Annotated in this window: 13 protein-coding genes; 6 read left to right on the forward strand and 7 right to left on the reverse strand. The window is 45.6% G+C overall.

Going from position 1 to position 15,773, the window contains the following annotated elements; all coding sequences use genetic code 11:
* The first annotated feature begins 150 nt into the window (after positions 1-150).
* The gene (locus tag MTBPR1_RS05910) at positions 151-444 is read left to right on the forward strand and encodes a DUF3253 domain-containing protein (protein ID WP_165602622.1); all 294 of its coding nucleotides are present in this window, start codon (positions 151-153) and stop codon (positions 442-444) included.
* 64 nt (positions 445-508) lie between these two features.
* On the opposite strand, the gene MTBPR1_RS05915 is transcribed toward MTBPR1_RS05910, so the two are convergent.
* Complete coding sequence (locus MTBPR1_RS05915) at positions 509-1,831, reverse strand: acetyl-CoA hydrolase/transferase family protein (protein ID WP_069186650.1); 1,323 nt, start codon at positions 1,829-1,831, stop codon at positions 509-511.
* Between the two features lie 227 nt (positions 1,832-2,058).
* Here MTBPR1_RS05915 and MTBPR1_RS05920 point away from each other — a divergent pair, with 227 nt between their 5' ends.
* Positions 2,059-5,082, forward strand: coding sequence for an EAL domain-containing protein (locus MTBPR1_RS05920; protein ID WP_126465048.1), 3,024 nt, complete (start codon positions 2,059-2,061; stop codon positions 5,080-5,082).
* Entirely contained in the window at positions 5,075-5,698 is a 624-nt protein-coding gene (locus MTBPR1_RS05925; RefSeq protein WP_069186652.1) for a class I SAM-dependent methyltransferase, read from the forward strand. The genes MTBPR1_RS05920 and MTBPR1_RS05925 overlap by 8 nt, the downstream gene beginning before the upstream one ends.
* A 64-nt stretch (positions 5,699-5,762) precedes the next feature.
* Here MTBPR1_RS05925 and MTBPR1_RS05930 read toward each other — a convergent pair whose 3' ends face one another.
* Positions 5,763-7,910, reverse strand: a complete 2,148-nt coding sequence (locus MTBPR1_RS05930) for a methyl-accepting chemotaxis protein (protein ID WP_069186653.1) — start codon at positions 7,908-7,910, stop codon at positions 5,763-5,765.
* A 314-nt stretch (positions 7,911-8,224) separates the two neighbouring features.
* Between MTBPR1_RS05930 and MTBPR1_RS05935 the strand changes: the two genes are divergently transcribed.
* A complete protein-coding gene (locus MTBPR1_RS05935) occupies positions 8,225-9,022 on the forward strand; it encodes a HesA/MoeB/ThiF family protein (RefSeq protein ID WP_069186654.1) in 798 nt (265 codons plus the stop codon).
* A 9-nt stretch (positions 9,023-9,031) separates the two neighbouring features.
* A complete protein-coding gene (locus tag MTBPR1_RS05940; protein WP_069186655.1) occupies positions 9,032-9,829 on the forward strand; it encodes a trypsin-like serine peptidase in 798 nt (265 codons plus the stop codon).
* 1 nt (position 9,830) lies between these two features.
* Here the strand turns inward: MTBPR1_RS05940 and MTBPR1_RS05945 are convergent, their stop codons facing one another.
* The 3 genes from MTBPR1_RS05945 to MTBPR1_RS05955 form a co-directional block, all read right to left on the reverse strand.
* On the reverse strand, positions 9,831-11,015 hold the full coding sequence (locus MTBPR1_RS05945; RefSeq protein ID WP_069186695.1) for a Bcr/CflA family multidrug efflux MFS transporter: 1,185 nt from the start codon (positions 11,013-11,015) through the stop codon (positions 9,831-9,833).
* A 65-nt stretch (positions 11,016-11,080) separates the two neighbouring features.
* Positions 11,081-11,446, reverse strand: coding sequence for a group I truncated hemoglobin (locus MTBPR1_RS05950; protein WP_069186656.1), 366 nt, complete (start codon positions 11,444-11,446; stop codon positions 11,081-11,083).
* Positions 11,446-11,781 carry a hypothetical protein gene (locus MTBPR1_RS05955; RefSeq protein ID WP_069186657.1) on the reverse strand — a complete coding sequence of 112 codons (336 nt, stop codon included), beginning with the start codon at positions 11,779-11,781 and terminating at the stop codon, positions 11,446-11,448. Before MTBPR1_RS05955 ends, MTBPR1_RS05950 begins: the two co-directional genes overlap by 1 nt.
* A 199-nt stretch (positions 11,782-11,980) precedes the next feature.
* On the opposite strand from MTBPR1_RS05955, the gene MTBPR1_RS05960 reads away from it, so the two are divergent.
* Positions 11,981-14,029 (forward strand): methyl-accepting chemotaxis protein, encoded by a 2,049-nt coding sequence (locus tag MTBPR1_RS05960; RefSeq protein ID WP_083222921.1) that lies wholly within the window; start codon positions 11,981-11,983, stop codon positions 14,027-14,029.
* Between the two features lie 3 nt (positions 14,030-14,032).
* On the opposite strand, the gene MTBPR1_RS05965 is transcribed toward MTBPR1_RS05960, so the two are convergent.
* Positions 14,033-14,911, reverse strand: coding sequence for a radical SAM protein (locus MTBPR1_RS05965; protein WP_069186659.1), 879 nt, complete (start codon positions 14,909-14,911; stop codon positions 14,033-14,035).
* A gap of 104 nt (positions 14,912-15,015) precedes the next feature.
* The gene (locus MTBPR1_RS05970) at positions 15,016-15,756 is read right to left on the reverse strand and encodes an AAA family ATPase (RefSeq protein WP_069186660.1); all 741 of its coding nucleotides are present in this window, start codon (positions 15,754-15,756) and stop codon (positions 15,016-15,018) included.
* Positions 15,757-15,773: the final 17 nt, after the last annotated feature.

The raw sequence follows: 15,773 nt of genomic DNA on the forward strand, positions 1-15,773 counted from the left end.
CAAAAAATTATCAAAAAAGGTCACAAAAACTGACTTAATCATACTAAGTTATTGTTATTAAATAAGATATTATTTCTCTTATATATAAAAAACTGAGACTCGAGCAAAAGGCCTTACATGTCAAAAGCCAGCTATGTTAAAAGGGTAGTTATGACACATGATACAGAAGAGACGGAAGAACCCGTCATTGATCCCATCGCCCAAAGTATTCTTGATACACTGGCTGACGGGTCTGCCCTCACCGTAGAGCAAATGGCGAAAGTCATTGGCGAACAACGCAAAAAGCCTAAAGATGGCCCCCAGCTCTGGCGCAAATATATGCAAGCTGTCAAACAACAGGCCATGCATTTGGGCAAAACCGGCAAGATTGAGATTGTCCATAAAGGAGTCGTTGTTGACCCGGATAACTTCAAAGGCCGTGTTCACTTACACCTGAAGAAATAAAAAAAGCCTCCCATGAAAATCTGGGAGGCTTTTTAGATTCTAGAGAATACTTAAAGACTGATTCTTACATCATACCCTTATCATGGGCGTCGCGTGAGAGTTCTTCACGGAAATCCGGATGGGCAATATTGATCAAAGCCTGGGCACGTTCTTGTAAGGAGCGCCCTTTCATATCGGCCACACCATATTCTGTGACAACATATTGTACATCCATGCGAGGATCGGTAATCGCCCCACCAGTGATATCTGGGGTGATTCGCGATACGGTGCCTTTCTTGGCTGTGGAATGGAGCGCAATAAAGGATTTACCGCCCGGTGCGGCATAAGCACCACGTACAAAGTCCAGCTGACCGCCTGTACCAGAGAATTGATGCCCGCCAATACTTTCAGAGTTCACCTGACCGGTGAAATCCACCTCAATCGCCGCATTGACCGAAATCATATTTTCATTTTTGCGAATCACGGACGGATTATTCACCCAAGCCACCGGATAGCCCACAATAGAGGGGTTATCATCCATGAAATCAAACATATCACGGTCCCCAAGGGCCAATGTGTAGACATGTTTATAAGGCATCAACGTTTTGCGTCGCCCGTTAAGCACACCTTTTTTGATAAGCTCGACCATGGGCGGTGAAAAGAGCTCTGAATGAAGGCCTAAGTCTTTGTGGCTTTCCAACTGCCCCATCACAGAATTGGGGACCGCGCCGATTCCCATCTGCAAAGTCGCCCCATCGGGAATACGCTCTGCAATAAAGTGGGCGATCTTTTCATCTTCAACACCGCCGCCACCGATGATGGTTTCCATCAAAGGCGGGCTATTTTCAACGATCATGTCGATATCGGAGATATGCAGCAGGCTTTCCCCGAAGGTGCGCGGCATATTCTCGTTCACTTCAACGATGATACGCTTGGCTTTGCGCACAACGGTCGCACCATAATCAGGATTGGTCCCCAAAGAGAAGTAACCTGCCTTATCCATTGGTGAAACGGTGACCACAAAACAATCCGGTGAAATGGATTCTGTGAGCAAACGGCCCGCCTGATGGAAAAGACAGGGCACGAAATGAACCCATTCTTCGCCTTTTGCATAGCCTTGCTTGGCCAATTGGCGGTCATGACCACTCATAAATAAAGGGTGAGGTTTAATCACATGCATGAGCTCAGGCACAAAAAGCGATTCTGTCGCTGCTTCGCTGGCATGCATATAATAGACATTAAGATTGGTAAACCAGCCCTGCTTGGCCCGGCTGGCAACAGCCTCCATTAAAGCTGGCGGCATAGCCGCACTCATGCCTAAAATCAAGTTTGAACGATCCGCAATGCTTGCGACCGCATCATGGGCCGTTGTTTTCTTGGCCTCATAAAGATCAGCATAAAGTGACACGATCTTCCCCTTCTCTAAAGTCTATGTGGTTTGGCACTATATATAACGTGATCAACATACACGAGCTTTTCGCAAGTGCAAAAAGAAAGTCTTTTTACATTTAACAAAATTACTAGCTGATTGGATAGATAGATTCACGCCACTGAAAGTGGTATAGTTAAGCTATTGGGGAAAAGACGTTATTTAACAATAATGGCTTTTAACATAAGAAACAAAGAAGGCTGAACGTGAAACCACACATGTCCACAGACAGCACAAGTCATGACCCGGAAGAAGGTGCAAATTTCAACGTTCTTCTCGGCGGGATATTTTTAGCCCTGATCCTGTGGATCATCGGCAGTGGTTTTGCATGGAAAAGTTACGAGGGTGAAGTCAGTCAAGCAGAAGACCATCTTGAAAATTTAGGCAACCGTCTTGCCTATCACACCTCTTCTTCTATTAAGACGGTTGATCTCGCCATGATGCGCACGGTCACTCATTTTTCTAAAGAATGGCAGTCCTTAAAAGACAATCCAGTTATGGCCCATGACCAGCTGGCAACCGCCTTTGCGGGGCTGCAACAGCTTAAAGAAGTCCATATTCTTAAAGCTGGTGGTGAAAGCCTTTTTATCCATCGCTTTGATTATTCCCAATTTAAATCCATTACCGATGACAAGTTTATGGTCCGGCTTTTGCGCAACCCTAAACGCCAGTTGATGATCGGCCCGCTGCAAGGGGCACATTCAATTGGCTTAAGCCGCCCTATATATGATCCCCTTGGTAAACTTGTGGGCTATGTGGTTGCTAAAATTGATTCAAACTATCTCAAAAAAATCTACACCATTGGCTTAAAAGATCATTCCTATCGTTTTGCACTTTATAAGGCGGAGTCACGCCTTTTAAGTATCCCCAAACAACAATCTTTTGATCATGATATCTCTATGATCCTGTCTGGGGAAAAACGACAATTGAGCGTTAATCATGCTGATCGCCCCTATGACGAGGCAACGCTGACCACCCATACACAAGTCCCTAATTTTGGTCTTGTCATCAGTACAGAATTACCTTTTGAAAAAATCATCGCCCCTTGGCGCGAACAAACTGTTGCCAATGCCATTATCGGGCTTATTTTTTCGACCATCATTATCTTATCTGCCAATCAGGTTCAACGCACCTTTCATGCGGTTCACAGCGAAAACCATATGCGCCGCCAAAGCGAAAGCAACTTAAGGAAACTGTCCCAAGCCGTTGAGCAAAGCCCTGTCAGTGTGATGATCACAAATGCTGAGGCCGCCATTGAATATGTAAACCCAAAATTCACGGAAATTTCCGGCTACAGCCTGGAGGAAATTATCGGACAGAACCCTAATGTTCTATCTGCCAATATCGAAACAAAAACAGATTATTCCCATATGTGGAAACAACTGCTTCAAGGTGAAGAATGGCATGGGGAGTTTTGCAACAAAAGAAAAGACGGCAGCATTTTTTGGGAAAGTGCCTCACTCAGCGCTATCAAGAATACCCACGGGCAAATCACCCATTTCATTGCTGTTAAAGAAGATATTACCCATCGCAAACAGGCTGAAGAACAGCTTGAACTTGCCGCTGCCGTTTTTGAAGCAGCCTCTGAAGCCATTATGGTTTGTGATGAGAATAACAAAATTGAAACCGTCAATTCCTCCTTTAGCGATATCACCGGCTATACCATTGATGAAGTCAGGGGCCAGCCGCCTTCCATGTTAAAATCGGGCCGCCACAAGGAACAATTTTTCGCGCAAATGATGGAGGCCTTGCTCAAAACCGGGCGATGGGAAGGCGAGATTTGGAACCGCCGCAAAAACGGTGAAGTCTACCCCCAGTGGCTCTCAATCAAAACCATTCAGGACGACCATGGTAAAATTATCCGTTACATCAGCCTGTTTAGCGATATCACCAACCGCAAAAAAGATGAAGAACGCATCCTCTATCAGGCCAACTATGATGCCCTAACGGGCCTGCCTAATCGCAGTCTGTTTCTTGATCGCTTGCAACGCGCCTTAATCAGTGCTGAGCGTAGCCACACGAAAATCGCCCTTCTCTTTATTGATCTGGATCGTTTTAAACATGTAAATGATACATTGGGGCATGCCTATGGTGACCTGCTTTTACAAGAAGCCGCCAATCGTTTGACTTCCTTGGTGCGCAAGTCAGATACAGTCGCGCGCCTTGGCGGTGATGAATTTACCGTCATCATTGCTGATTTAACAGATTTCCGCCAAGTTGAACATCTTGCGGAAAACCTTCTGGCAAAACTATCCGCACCTTATGATCTGGATAATAACATTGCCTTTGTTTCCGGCAGTATCGGAATTACCATTTTCCCCAATGATGCAACCAATGTGGAAGACCTGCTCAAAAATGCTGATACAGCCATGTATCAGGCCAAGGAAAATGGGCGTAATTTAAGCCAATTCTTCACCCGCGAGATGAACGATGAGGCAACAGAGCGCCGCGCCCTTGAAACTGCGCTTCACCAAGCCTTAGAGCGTGAAGAGTTCGTGCTTCATTACCAACCTATTGTAGACGTGCAAACCGGCAACCTTTCAAGCTGTGAAGTGTTGCTCAGATGGCACCAGCCTGAATATGGCAATGTTTATCCTGATAAGTTCATTCCGCTGGCTGAAGATACAGGCCTAATCATTCCCATCGGGGAATGGGTTTTGCAAAAAGCCTGTCGTGAAGCCATGATTTGGGCCAAGAAAACAGACACCCCACCGGGCGTTTCAGTCAATATGTCCTCGCGTCAGTTCCAGCGAATTAACGTGGTTGAACTGGTGCAAAACACACTGGAGATGACCGGGCTTCCGGCTGAACGCCTCACACTGGAAATCACAGAAAGCCTGTTGATCGTAGATGATGAGACCGTCATTGAGCAGCTCCATAAAGTGCGCGAACTTGGGGTCGGCCTGTCTATTGATGATTTTGGCACGGGCTATTCCTCTCTCAGCTATCTGCGGCGTTTTCCCATCACAACGATCAAGATTGATCGCAGTTTCATTCTGGACCTCACAAGTGATAGCGAGGCCGCAGCCGTTGTTTCTGCCATCCTGTCCATGGCGCAAAGCCTTAATCTGAAAGTGGTTGCAGAAGGGGTCGAAAAAGAAACACAGATGGAACAGCTTCGCAAAGGAGGCTGTGAATATATCCAAGGCTATTATTTCAGCCCGCCCGTTCCCATTGAAGCCTTTAGGCTCATGGTACTAAAAGAAGGACCGATGCAACCGGATGAATAAAGTAATTGAAAAATGGGATGAGAAATACGCCAGTGACGAGCTGGTTTTTGGCACAACACCCAATGGTTTTCTCACTCAAAAATCTCCTTTATATAAAGAAGGCGCAAAAATATTATGCGTTGGTGATGGCGAAGGGCGCAACGGGGTCTGGCTGGCTGAACAGGGCTTTCATGTCTTTTCCGTTGATGGCTCAAAAAATGGAGTGGATAAAGCCATAGCCCAAGCAGATACGCGCAAAGTCTCTAGCCATTTTGAAGGTTTATGCACAGACCTTTTAAAATGGAACTGGCCACTCAACAGCTATGACGGGGTTGCCTGCCTGCATCTTTATTTTATGCCTGATGAGCGCCCAGCCATGCATCAAGCCATGATGGACAGCTTAAAAGAAAACGGCATTTTCATTCTAGAATGTTTTCACCCCGATAATCTCGGGCGCGGTTGTGGTGGGCCACAAGTTCGCGAGCTTTGTTACACAGCCCTTGATCTCGCCCATGACTTCAACGCCTATAAAGTCCTTCATCTGGAAGAAACGGAAAGAGAGCTTGCACCTTCCAGCTTTCATGAAGGTGGCATGGGTATCGTTAGTCGCATTGTGGTTCAGAAATCAAAATCATAATGACCATATAAAAAAGCCCCGCACATTTATTTGTGCGGGGCTTTTACTTTGGATCAGTTTTCTTTTAAGCTGATTGAACGCCCTCAAGAAACTCTGTGACTTTATCTCTCAAGCTATCAGCCTGATCATTCACCTGTCTGGCTGCTTCCAGAACGTGATTTGCTGTTTCACCAGAATTTGTCGCAGCCTCATTCACACCAGAGATATTGGCAGAAACTTCCTGCGTACCTTTGGCGGCTTCTTGCACATTGCGTGCAATCTCACCCGTTGCTGCACTTTGTTCTTCAAGCGCAGTAACAATTGAGCCTGAGATCGAACTCACGCGATTTACAACTTCACCAATGGCCTGAATGGCACTGACCGCATCACTTGTGCGATGCTGTACCGCGCCAATTTGAGAAGAGATTTCTTCTGTTGCCTTACCTGTTTGGTTGGCAAGGTTTTTCACCTCACTTGCCACGACCGCAAAGCCTTTACCCGCCTCACCTGCACGCGCGGCCTCAATGGTGGCGTTTAGGGCCAAAAGGTTGGTTTGATCAGCAATATCATTAATCAAATTAACCACTTCACCAATGCGCGAAACGGCCTCATCCAGACTGTTGACCAACTCATTGGCATCTTGTGCTTTACTGCGGGCTTCTTCGGTAATGCGCGAAGATTCATCAATCTGAACATTAATTTCATTCACCGATGCACTGAGCTCTTCAGCTGCACCTGCCACTGTTTGCACATTTGCTGCGGCTTGGTCTGAAGCAGCTGCAACGGCTGTTGCTTGCGTGGAAGTTTGCTCTGACATGGCTGACATATTTTGTGAACTGCCTTCAAGGTCCGTTGCCTGCGCGCCCATTGCATCAAGGGACTGCGTTACCTCACCTCTGAAGTTATTGATGAGATTTTCAATTTTTTCAGCACGTTCAATACGCTCTCTTTGACGTTTTTCCTGAGCCAGTTGTAACTCATCAGCCTTGATCTTATTTTCTTTAAAGACCTGTAAGGCACGTGAAATATCACCGACCTCATCACCACGCCCTTTTCCAGAAATATGAATATCCGTATTACCTGTTGCCAGAATATTCATGGCATTCACATTGGTGGAAATCGGCCTCGTAATGCTGCGGGCAAACCAGATGGCGATCAAGGCACCGATGATGGAAATCACCACCATACCCATTAGGCTGATATTGCGCACACTTGCAGATGTCTCCATGGCTTCTGAGACATCAATTTCAGCCAAAATCGCCCAATTGGCACTTAAAAACGTCAAAGGGCTATAGGCTGAAACCACATCAATGCCGCGATAATCCGCAACGATATCCGCACCTTCTTGGCCCTTAAGGGCTGCTTTCACAGTTGCGCCTTCAACCTTGCTTTTTAAAATCGTGCTTTCTTTGGAAAAACGCGAGTCACTGCGCATGAAGAAATCTTCACCTACAATGTACGTCTCACCACTTTCGCCCATACCGGCAGAAGCTTGCATAATGCGGTTAATTTCACCGATTGGCATTTGATAAATCAACACACCCACAAAAACATCATTGGCATTATAAACAGCGCGGCCTAAGAAACTGGCAGGCGCATCATAGCTTGGGGCATAGGGACGGAAATCTTTGAAGATGGTTTTATCGGGGCTTGGCGCAGCTGCAACATCTTTATAGACATTTGCCAGATCAGACTCTGCCCACTTGCCTGTATTCAGGTTGGTTGCATAATCCAATTCCTTAAAGACACTATAAATCACATTGCCCTGAGGGTCGATAAGGAAGACATCATAATAAGCGCGCTGTTCAAGCAAATTACGGAAAAACGGGTGATATTGCCCATGAATTTCATCATAGTGCGAGCCCGTATTTGCAGCCTTGAGCTTATGCTTTTCACCAAGCGGATTTGGGTTATCCGTAATATAGGCTTTTTGCAGCACATCAAGCTTATTGCCCCCCACATTCGCCCATGCTTTTGCAAAATCATCCATGGCATCCACGACAACGGGGCTATTTGATTGAATATTCAAATCACTAGCAATGATATTGAGATAGTTTGACAACTCGGACTTTCGCGCCGTTGCCAAGGCAACCAGCTTTTCTTTTGCCGCCTCTTCAAAACCATCATTCACTTTCATTAAGATGGTGCTGCTCAACAAAATGCCTGTCAGCACGATCAACATCACCGTAAATACCGGAAGTTTTCGTGATATGTTTATGTCATGAAGTTTCATAATGTCCTCTAGCGCCCAATTTTGCATTATTTTTGTGTATTTGCCCCGCTGTATACCATTCACATAAAAATAATTAAGCCCTTTTATGTGCAAATGCTCACTTTTTAGCCACCCATACCTCGAAAGTATAATTGCCCTTACGTCAACCTCTAGCTTAAAGAGTAGGGTGTATGCACTGCTTCAGCCCTCATTCAACTCATGCGTTGAATGACTTATATAGAGAATCGATAAGTCATTGATTATTTCACGATGATGACTTGCATCACCTCCACAGCTATGTGAAAAATCATATGTCTTATTAGGGAACTCAGACGATGGATTTCAACGAAGAACAATTAGAACGCTATGCCCGCCATATCCTCCTGCCTGAAGTGGGCGGTGTTGGTCAAAGTAAGCTGCTTAATGCCAAGGTTCTGGTTGTCGGGGCTGGTGGGCTTGGTGCGCCTGTTTTACTCTATCTCGCAGCCGCTGGCGTGGGCACAATCGGTATTATTGATGATGATGTGGTGGACCTTTCCAACCTGCAGCGTCAAATTATCCACAGCACGCAAACAATTGATGTGGCTAAGGTAGAAAGTGCAAAAGAAAGCTTGCTGTCGATCAATCCTGCTCTCAACATCAACCTCTATCAAGAACGTTTAAATACGGGCAATATCAATTCAATCATTTCACAGTACGATATTGTGGCCGATGGCACTGATAATTTCGCCACCCGCTTTTTAATCAATGATGCCTGTTACTTCGCCAAGAAAACCCTCGTTTCAGCCGCAATTTTGCGCTTTGATGGGCAACTTTCCACCTATAAAGCCCACCTTGAGGGCGAAGATAAGCCGTGTTATCGCTGCATTTTTCGCGAACCACCACCGCCGGGACAAGTCCCGACCTGTTCAGAGGCGGGTGTGCTCGGGGCAATTTGCGGCACCATGGGTTCACTCCAAGCAACAGAAATCCTCAAAGAAATCATGGGCATTGGTCAGTCCATGTCTGGCACTTTAATGATTTATGACGCCCTTCACAGTGAATTTAGAAATGTGAAAGTCAAACGCGATAAAGGTTGTCCTTTATGTGGGGAAAACCCAACTATTACGGACCTGTCTGTTCATAACCAGTAGGAAAGCAACATGCGATTTATCCTCTGCCTGACCCTTCTTATGTTTTCAATGAGCCCCCTTTTTGCGGCTGAAAAAGCACAATTGCGCGGCATTAAAGGCAAAGATGATCGCATCCTGATTGAAAAAAACAAATACCCGTGGACAGCCATTGGCCGGCTTAATAAAGAAATCGGCGGTTTTTGCACAGGCACACTTGTTGCCCCCAAACTGGTGCTGACTGCGGCGCATTGTTTGTGGAATAAAAAGCGCAAAGTCTGGCTCAAGCCCCATACCATCCATTTCCTGGCAGGCTATCGTCGCGGCAGTTTTATTGAACATAGCATTGGCACAAAATTCCATATCCCATCCGGTTATGATCCGAAAAAAGGCCAACGCCTTTCTGTGGCCTCCAAAGACTGGGCCTTCATTGAGCTTAAAGCAGATATGAGCAAAAAGGTCGGCACCATTCCAATCTCAGCCGTTGATCAAGCCCTATTTCGCAGCCTCACACGCGGCAAAACCCGTTTCATTCAAGCAGGCTACAGCCAAGACAAAGCCCATATCCTCAGTGTGAATAACGACTGTAAAATGAAGGGCTATAACAAACAATATAATGTCATCAAACATGGCTGTGATGCAGTACATGGGGATTCAGGCTCGCCCATTTTCTATAATGATAAGGGCACCTATAAAATCGCTTATACCCATGTGGCAACGACGAAAAAAGGCACCTCTGAAGGCATTGGCGTAAGCGGGATTTCTTTTTCCACACACCTTAAAAACATTGGTCTGTGGAAACAGGTTGTAACAGCACGTCGCCCCAAATAACTTAGGTTTTCTTTCTGATGAAAATCAGATAGGTCACAAAGGTCATCAAACCCATCAAGGCAATGGCACTGACCATGGGCAGATGCGTGCCATTATGAAGCAGACCAACACTGCCCCCGACAAGAGCAGCACAACTCATTTGTAAAAAACCCATCAAGGCCGAAGCTGAGCCCGCCATTTTTGGAAAAGGTCCAATAGCGCCTGCCATAGAATTAGGCATCACAATCCCCACACTCATCATAAAGATGACCATGGGGGACACGACACTCACAGCGCTATCACCCCCGCCATAAGCGACCCCCACCAGCAAAGCCCCGCCAAATAGAGAAAGTAAGCTACCATAGCGCAACATTTTCGGTCCGCCCAGTTTGCGCGACAGCTTGCCCGCAATCAATGTTCCAGTGATATAGCCACAAACAACCACACCAAAACAGATACCATAGATATTGGGTTCCAAACCAAACACATCGATAAAGACAAAGGAAGAGCCTGAAATAAAGGCAAACAACCCTGAAAAGACAAAGCTGTTTAGTAACACATACCCCAGAAAGCCACGATGTTTAAGCAGCTCAAGATAATTACCAATTATGCGCGCAGGCTTTAGGGCTTCTGGGTTTTGATGCTCGTTAGTTTCGCGAATTAACAAGGCCACAAGCACAACAAGGATGGCGGCAAAAATACTAATCACCACGAAACTTGCTTGCCAACCAAACCAGATTTGTAAATACCCACCAAACATAGGCGCAACAGCTGGCGCCAAGGCCATGGCAGAGCCCATATAGGCCAGCACTTGGGCTGCACGTTCTTGCCCATAAACATCACGCACAATTGCACGCCCTAAAACAGGCCCACTACAAGCCCCAAAGGCTTGAAAAAATCGTGAAATTATCAGAGCTTCGATTGTAGTTGACATAAAACAGGCAACACTTGCCACCCCATAAACCACAATACCGAATAAAAGAATAGGTCTTCTGCCAAATCGATCAGAAAGCGGACCATAAAAAAGCTGTGAAACGGCAAATCCAGCTAAAAAGATGCTAAGCGTTAACTGAACTTGCGAAACAGTCGCCCCAAAATCCACTTTCATTGCAGGTAGTGACGGGAGGTACATGTCCGTCGAGATCGGACCAAAAGCGACCAGTGCCGTTAAAATCACTGCAAAAAGGAAGGAGTCAGGGCGTAACATATAAAAAGCCATTTAGTTTCATTTGAAACTTACATAGCCTGATTTAGCCGCCCTGTAAAGCAAGCTTATTGATCCAGAATATCGTCCTTAAAAGTGGCAATCTTTTCAATCGCTGCCGTAATATCACTTTCTTCTGTGTGCATTTCACGAAGAATATCGATCACATGTTCAGCGACTTTATTAAAATGGCTTTCATTCATGCCACGTGCCACTAGTGGGCGATGCACGGCGCGCAGATCAAGCTCATGATCCAATTTTGGGCCGCCAAAAATATCAGATAGAAAATCCACCTGCTTTTGCTGTTGAGCCGCAAAATCCATATTTTTAAAGAAACGATTGAGATCTTCATCTAGCGCAATACGCTCATAAAGAAATTCAGCCAATGCTTCCATGGCAGGTTCACCACCCAGACGTATGTAAAGGGAGGCCATTAAATCACCTTACCTCCACCAAACATTGCCAAGGCCTCTTCTAAAGAGTAGCGCAATTCCTGCCTTTGATTAAGTTTATCACGGGCTGCTGCGGGTAAATCATCAAGGTCAATCACCCCTTTAAGGGTTAGAATTTCAATTAAATCCTCAATAACACGTGCCATGGCCATGTCACTTTCTGCCAAATCCAGCAAGGTTGCGGCAGCGCCATCTTGTGTATTCAAAAAGGCCAGAATATCAGGGTGATTTAGAGGAATTTCTTCATCAGCACCATCCTGAGACTGCTGAAAAATTCCTGTGATTTGACCCGATGTATCACGCTGCACAAACGGCATGATCTTCTCCCCAACTTTTGAACTATTCCAAGTGTGACTGAGCCATAGAGAAAGATCAAGACGTTGATCAAAAAACAATAATAAATATGCAACGTACTCGACCTGACTTTACAGATAAGCTACTATCTTTGTGATCAGCTCATAATAATTCGCATTTGCAGTTGACGATGTTTTACACTAACGCAACCGGAGATATCCCATGCTTACAAATATAACTATCGGCAAAAGGCTTTTTCGCCTTTTTTCTGCAATGGCTATTGTTGTCGCGATCACGGGATATGCCGGATATCACTTTTCATCAAGCATCGGGAATGAGGGCTACGAAGTTAGCACAAACCTTGCCCCGCTTGGTGATGCCGCAATGGAGGTAAAACTTACAGCCACCCAAGCCCATTTAATTTTTGAAGAAATTATGTCTGGCGATGCGGGGGAAGATATTACTCAGGTATGGAAACTCCTTGATGAAACATTATGGTATACGGACGCCATTCTTAAAGGGGGCACAAATGATGAAGGCACCTTTGTTGCAAGTCAGTCTGAGGCTGTTATTGCAAAAATGAATGCTGTGCGCACCTCTGTCCTTGAATTTATCACTTCTGCCAAAGAGCGTTATGGACAGCTTAATGCCCATGCAGGCACAGGCTCAAACGCAGACCAAGAATTTGATAAACTTTATGAAACCGTACAAGAACGTCTAAGCGCCCTTTCCCAAGGCGGCAAAACTCTTCCCGCAGAACAGGCCCTCACAATTGTTGATGCCGTAAGCACGGCAAAATACCGCCTTGCCAATGGTCACCTCTTCCTCGAAGAGTTTTTGGCAGGTGATGAGGAAGTGAAATTTAGTGATGTCGCAGCTGACTTCAAACTTGCCAGCGACGCCATAAAATCCATTAGTAATGTAAACTTTGCTACAGAAGCTGAAAAGCTGAGCTCTGATATCTTGCAAATTTCCCAAGTTGCTGAACATCGCAGTAAAAATAGCCAAACAAACTTAGCTGCGGGTAGTGAGTCTGATGAAAAATTTGATGGTGCCTTTGAACATTTCATCCAATTAGCAGACGATGCAGAAGAACTCATCCATGATGATATGGATGCCAGTGTTGCACGCATGCAAAGCCACATGTCCAGCACAGCAACAATCATGATCCTCATCACCCTTGGCGGCTTTGCCTTAGCTCTTTTCTTCTCTAACAAAGCAAAAAAATCCATTGCCCAGCCCATTGAAGAGCTTTCAAAAAACATGGGGTTCCTTGCCAATAACGACCTTAATACCGATATTCCAAACACAGAGAACCAAGATGAAATTGGCGATATGGCCCGCGCCGTTCAGGTCTTTAAAAATAACATGCAAAAAACCGCAGAGCTCACCCGTGAAAAAGAAGAAGAAGAACAAGCAGCCCATCAACGCAGCCAAAAACGCCAAGAAGCCATTCTTGGTTTTGACACGGTCATTGGCAGCGTGATTAGTGATGTCTCAACAGCCGCCAATCAAATTGACAGCACCGCTTCATCCATGAGCCAGACAGCTCAAAATAACGTTAGCCTTGCCAGTGATGTCTCTGAGGCTTCCAATAATGCCAGCCACAATGTGCAAACGGTTGCTTCAGCAGCAGAAGAACTCACCAGCTCCATTAATGAGATCAACCAACAGGCCAGCAGGTCTTCTGAGATTGCACAAAATGCCGTTATCCAGGCCTCTCATACAAATGACCAGGTCGAAGGCTTAACACAAGCTGCTGATCGTATTGGTGAGGTCCTTGAATTAATCACAAACATTGCGGATCAAACAAACTTGCTCGCCCTAAATGCCACCATCGAAGCCGCACGTGCAGGTGAAGCGGGAAAAGGCTTTGCCGTTGTGGCCTCTGAAGTCAAAAACCTTGCCAACCAGACAGGGCGCGCTACAGAAGAGATCAGCCAGCAAATCAGTGCGATCCAAGATGCGACCAAAAACTCAGTAACCGCCATTCGCAACATCACAGATGTTATTTCCTCTATGGATGAAATTTCCGCTTCCATTGCCACAGCCATGGAAGAACAAGGCGCGGCAACTTCTGAAATTGCCCGCTCTGTTCAACAGGCTTCAGAAGGAACAAACTTTGCTGCGGAAAAATCCGACATCATTAAAAATGCAGCAGAAAAGAACAGCTCAACAGCAGACCAGCTTACCCAAGCTTCAGGTCGCCTAGGTGATAGTGCAACCTCCCTGCATGAAGCCGTTAGCCGCTTTATGGAAGAGGTTAAATAAGGCTCACAAACGGCGCATAAAACGTGGGCGTATGGCATTTGACCCTGCCATCGCCCCTTGGACCTCTGCCAACAGGCGGGCCTGATCTTTAGGCAGGTTACCCGCCAAGGCCAAGGCGTTCGAGGCGTGGTTTGAGCGAAAAATTACAGGTGCAGGCGGTTTCAAGTTTGCAAGCAGGCGTTCCAGCTCTGCCAGAACCGCCATATCACCTTGCGCCTCAAACGGCTCCCCAAACTTTTTCATGAATTCATCATAAGCGATCTCTTCAAGATAAAGCTGCAAGGTTGAGAGATAGGTCACGGGTGCTTGGGAGAGTAAGTCCACCGTACCATCAATATGCTCTTCCCAATATTTCTGCCCACCCAAGCCTAAAATCACGGTTGCCGATATTTTAAGGCCAGCTTCGCGTGCTTTAATCAGGCTTTCTGCAATGCCTTTTTGTGAGGCCCCTTTGGTGATTTTTTTCAACATCACAGGCGCACCGGATTCAATACCCACATAAAATAAGGGCATCTTGCGCTCACGCAGCTCGACCAACTCTTCAGATGTTTTCTTTAAGATATTGCCCGGTGTCGCATAGGCCGAGACCCGGTTTAAATTGGGAAATGTTGCATGGAGCTTATCCAAAATTGCACGCAGACTATCCATAGGCAGGGTCAATGCATCCCCATCCGCCAGAAAGATCCGATGCGCCTCAGGCCAAACACGCGCTGCCTGATCAATATCAGCAAAAACATCTGCCAAATCACGTGGGCGATAGTCCTTCGTCTTATACATGGAACAAAAAGAACACTGATTAAAACTACAGCCAAGCGTAGCCTGAATAATCAGATTATCCCCTTCAGAAGGCGGACGGTATAAGGGCATGTCGTAGTTAAGCATAAGGTTCTTTCGTCATTCCCGGCCTGATCGGGAATCTTTGTTGAATTATGAGAGATCCCCGCATGCGCGAGGATGACAGGTATTTGTTAGCTACCATAGAGACCCTACTCCATCAACTCTTTCAAGTATCTCTGTGGGTTATTCAAGAAGGTCTTGGTAAATTTATAATGTTCTGTTTCCTCATATTCTACATCCCTCAAACCATCTGGTGTGAATTCGATAATTCGAGCATTGGGGTAAGCCAAAAGGATGGGAGAATGGGTTGCAATAACTAATTGGCAATTTCCTGATTTTTCCCATTCACTGAGTAAAGATAGAAAGCTTAACTGACGTTGCGGAGATAAAGCCGTTTCAGGTTCATCCATTAAAAACATTTGCCTTTCATCTGTCACAAATGCATTCGAAAAAACAGCTAAAAATGATTCACCATGACTTTGAGAATGTAATGCCTTTCCTCCATAAAAGTTAAATGTTGGATAACCTTCCGTATCCACATATCTGGCTACATTAAAAAAACTTTCTGACCGAAAAAAGAACCCCTGATTAACTTTTGGCAACCACGAAGCTGATAAGGCATCTGACAAAGTAGATTCAACACCATCATCAGAATGATAATTCTGATGCATATGACTTCCGCCACTTTTATGAAAGCCACATACTTCAGCAATCGCTTCCAACACTGTTGATTTTCCAGAACCATTCTCTCCTACAAAAAAAGTAACTGGGTTTGAAAAATCCAGCGTGAACTTCTCATTTAGGAATGCTAGTTGGGAAAAAGGAAATGCCTCTTCATTTCTTTTATCATCCACAATTGCTATTCTTTTTAAAAATGGTGATTTCAACATTTATGAACCTGTAAAGT

This window comes from Candidatus Terasakiella magnetica, assembly GCF_900093605.1.
Classification (GTDB): Bacteria; Pseudomonadota; Alphaproteobacteria; order Rhodospirillales; family Terasakiellaceae; genus Terasakiella; species Terasakiella magnetica.

Excerpts from the sequence above, each read along its gene's own strand:
- MTBPR1_RS05910 (WP_165602622.1), top strand. The coding sequence starts at position 151 with ATGACACATGATACAGAAGAGACGGAAGAACCCGTCATTGATCCCATC.
- MTBPR1_RS05925 (WP_069186652.1), top strand. The coding sequence starts at position 5,075 with ATGAATAAAGTAATTGAAAAATGGGATGAGAAATACGCCAGTGACGAG.
- MTBPR1_RS05930 (WP_069186653.1), bottom strand. The coding sequence starts at position 7,910 with ATGAAACTTCATGACATAAACATATCACGAAAACTTCCGGTATTTACG.
- MTBPR1_RS05935 (WP_069186654.1), top strand. The coding sequence starts at position 8,225 with ATGGATTTCAACGAAGAACAATTAGAACGCTATGCCCGCCATATCCTC.
- MTBPR1_RS05940 (WP_069186655.1), top strand. The coding sequence starts at position 9,032 with ATGCGATTTATCCTCTGCCTGACCCTTCTTATGTTTTCAATGAGCCCC.
- MTBPR1_RS05945 (WP_069186695.1), bottom strand. The coding sequence starts at position 11,015 with ATGTTACGCCCTGACTCCTTCCTTTTTGCAGTGATTTTAACGGCACTG.
- MTBPR1_RS05950 (WP_069186656.1), bottom strand. The coding sequence starts at position 11,446 with ATGGCCTCCCTTTACATACGTCTGGGTGGTGAACCTGCCATGGAAGCA.
- MTBPR1_RS05955 (WP_069186657.1), bottom strand. The coding sequence starts at position 11,781 with ATGCCGTTTGTGCAGCGTGATACATCGGGTCAAATCACAGGAATTTTT.
- MTBPR1_RS05960 (WP_083222921.1), top strand. The coding sequence starts at position 11,981 with ATGCTTACAAATATAACTATCGGCAAAAGGCTTTTTCGCCTTTTTTCT.
- MTBPR1_RS05965 (WP_069186659.1), bottom strand. The coding sequence starts at position 14,911 with ATGCTTAACTACGACATGCCCTTATACCGTCCGCCTTCTGAAGGGGAT.
- MTBPR1_RS05970 (WP_069186660.1), bottom strand. The coding sequence starts at position 15,756 with ATGTTGAAATCACCATTTTTAAAAAGAATAGCAATTGTGGATGATAAA.